This is a genomic window from Acinetobacter sp. YH12152 (assembly GCF_013418285.1).
In the GTDB taxonomy this organism is placed as follows: Bacteria; Pseudomonadota; Gammaproteobacteria; order Pseudomonadales; family Moraxellaceae; genus Acinetobacter; species Acinetobacter amyesii.
In genome coordinates this window covers 1-2,932 of sequence record NZ_VPCH01000103.1, presented here as the reverse complement: position 1 = coordinate 2,932, position 2,932 = coordinate 1, and the positions used below count along the sequence as shown (strand labels likewise).

The following is a 2,932-nucleotide window of genomic DNA, read 5'->3' as shown; positions in this document are numbered from 1 at the left end:
AGTAACTTGGACCAGTGTTGATCATTTAGCATTGTTCGAGGCATAGCGAGTGTAAAATTGGGTTTGGCGATTTAATTTTACTATCTCGCTATTTTTTTAATCAACAAATGTCAACAGACCCTAATTTATCTCCTAATAATTTAATGCAGTACATCTTAGTTTCAACCAAACTTCGCCGATGATAGCCTGACCATTTTTTCCATAGTGTCCTGCCTAAACGTGTAACTGTTCGAAGTAATTCATTTCGCTCTAGCGAGCTACTCTTTTTATCTTTCCATGGTTTCGCATTTTTTCTAGGTGGAATCACCGCATGTGCTTGCCGATCTGCAATGACCTGACGGCATCGTTTTGTGTCATAAGCACCATCTGTATAGACAGAATCGATTTGTTCATCTAAAGGGATTTGAGCAAGTAAATCTTCCAGTACCTGTGAATCACTGACATTATTGGTTGTAAGCTGAACTGCTCGTATTTGTAGGGTTTTAGCATCTATACCAATATGAAGTTTACGCCATTGGCGACGATATTCAGGTCCATGTTTCTTGCGCTTCCATTCGCCCTCACCTAGAAACTTCATGCCTGTAGAGTCTATGAGTAGATGCAGCCCATCGCTACTTTTTTGGTAGCTGATTACAATATCAATATGCTTTTGTCTTCTACAAAGCGTGGTGTAATCTGGAGCTATCCAATTTAATCCGCAAAGTTTAATCAGACTTTGCACAAAGCCAGTAACCATACGTAAAGACAGACGAAATAAGGATTTAATCATTAAGCAGCATTGGATGGCTGCGTCGGAGTAGGTTTGATTTCGCCCTTGTTTGCCTTTTGATGGAGCATACCATTGCGTAGCAGAATCAAACCAAATGGCAATATTTCTGCGACTCATGAGTGCTCGGTTATATGCGGGCCAATTGGTTGTGCGGTAGATTTTGTATGTAGGCTTCTTCATTTGAAAATTATATCGCTGAAAAAGCCCTCAAGAACAGCTTTGTGCAACAAAGCCATTCAGCTCTGTTTTTTCTCTTTTCGGTTTTCCATATCGGGTCTTTATAAAATTGAATAAGGTTCTGTTTGGAAACGTGAATAGTCTGAGGTTTCAATCTACTTAATAAAACCTGCATAGCCTGTTTGAAAAAATGGTAAAACTATTTGGTTCAAAAAATAATGCTTGGTGTAACTTGTATGCTGTAAGTTCTCTTGTATTTTATTATTGCTTTGAGTGTAATGTTGCGACTCGAAAATCGTCAAATCACTATCCCAACCAAATAATGTCAGGCTGTGTTCCACTTAATTTTGATTAACTATTTGACTTTGTTCAGATATTCGTCTTCCAAATATATCATAACCATAAATGGTGATTTGACTATTGTGATCACTTTGGATTAAGCGATTAAGGTTTCTGCTTATTTGGCTGGTTTCAATCACATTTTTTTGGTAAATTTAATACACATATTTTTCAAACACCTACACCTAAAATATTTTAAAAGTCTTCGTTTTTTTTATCTGGAAACAAATATTCAATTATAAGAAAAATTACTGAAACTACAATACCTATCGTTTGAGTTATTAAAAAGAAAAACATTAGATCATTAAAAGGCATTATATAATCATCATTAAAATAATTATAAATAACGGCTAAAAAAAATCCTGTCAACCCCAGTAAAACCCCCTTTATAAAACAAAACAAATAGGGATGATTATCTGCTTTCAGATTAGATATAAATGTACCTAACACAATTTCAATAATTATATTGAACATATAAAAGTACTTCCTTTATTATTTACTGTACTGTGGTTCATCTAACTTTAGACTCGGATTCTCTTTAATAGGCTTTGTTGTAATAGATTTTACTGCTGTTTGACCATAAAATATTCTTTTTCCAATAGTATTTGTAGTATTTTTATAGAAATTCATAGCTGTAACATATTCTACTCCATTTGCTTTTGCAAGATTTGCGCCAACTCCTCCTGCTAATGCTCCCACACCAGCTACACCAAGAGTTCGCTTATAATTATAGGCATTGCATTTACATCTAACACTATCAAATGTTTGAAAACCACCGTCTACTGCAGCAGAACCAACAGCACCCATTATTGGTGCCTTTGCACCTGCTCCAAAACCGCCACTAATTACTGTAACTCCATATGGTAAAGTAGCGGCGGCAGCTCCAACTGTACCTACATTTCTCATTCCTTGCTGATTTCTTAAAACATTTGCATCTTGCTTATTTTTCGCAACACTTGACATAGTTCCTGGCAATAATGCACCCAATATTCCAGTACTTGGTCTATTTTGTTGTTTGGATCTTGCATCTTTTATTTTTGAAACTTGCCAAGCAGCTTTTTGTTGAGCGAATCTTTCAGCTGCATGCTTTTCAACTAACGCATTATTCGCAGCAACTTTTTCCCTTTCCCCTTGTGCCATCAACCCCATCGAATCGACCCATTGATTCGGATCGCTCACATAAATTGAATTATTTAACCCACCAAACAACCCAATCGGATCTTTACTCACATACCTTGCACTATGTGGCTCATAATAACGATATCGGTTATAATGCAATCCAGTTTCATGGTCATAATATTGACCTTGGAAACGGATGTTGTTTGAAATAATTTCTGAATTTTCAAAGAAATTCGATTTAATTTTTTCAACCTTACACTCACCCCAAGCCCTATATTCTGCTTTCCAAATGATCGAACCAGTATGGTCTGTCATTTCTTGTGGTGTGCCTAAATGGTCACAGTGATAGAATCATACATCATCAAAGCCTTTGCTTTGTTTTGTGGTTTTCCACAATGGATCACGATGTACACTATCGGTGTTTATCTGATAAACCAGCGGCTTGAATGAAATTATCATTTAAAATCTAAAAACTGCATTTCTAACTTATTTTCTTCTACTAATTTTACAAATTTTTCAGTAACCATA

1 protein-coding gene and 2 pseudogenes are annotated in these 2,932 nt (G+C 35.8%); all 3 read right to left on the bottom strand.

Going from position 1 to position 2,932, the window contains the following annotated elements; translation table 11 throughout:
* Positions 1–115: 115 nt before the first annotated feature.
* A pseudogene (locus FTU83_RS17025) lies at positions 116–949 on the bottom strand (IS5 family transposase); the annotation flags it as partial.
* A gap of 531 nt (positions 950–1,480) precedes the next feature.
* Entirely contained in the window at positions 1,481–1,759 is a 279-nt protein-coding gene (locus FTU83_RS17020; protein WP_180036263.1) for a hypothetical protein, read from the bottom strand.
* A gap of 666 nt (positions 1,760–2,425) precedes the next feature.
* Positions 2,426–2,818: pseudogene (locus tag FTU83_RS17015) on the bottom strand (RHS repeat domain-containing protein); the annotation flags it as partial.
* Between the last annotated feature and the right edge of the window lie 114 nt (positions 2,819–2,932).

What these genes read in the sequence shown, in the direction of transcription:
- FTU83_RS17020 (WP_180036263.1), bottom strand. Translation starts at nt 1,759, where the DNA reads ATGTTCAATATAATTATTGAAATTGTGTTAGGTACATTTATATCTAAT.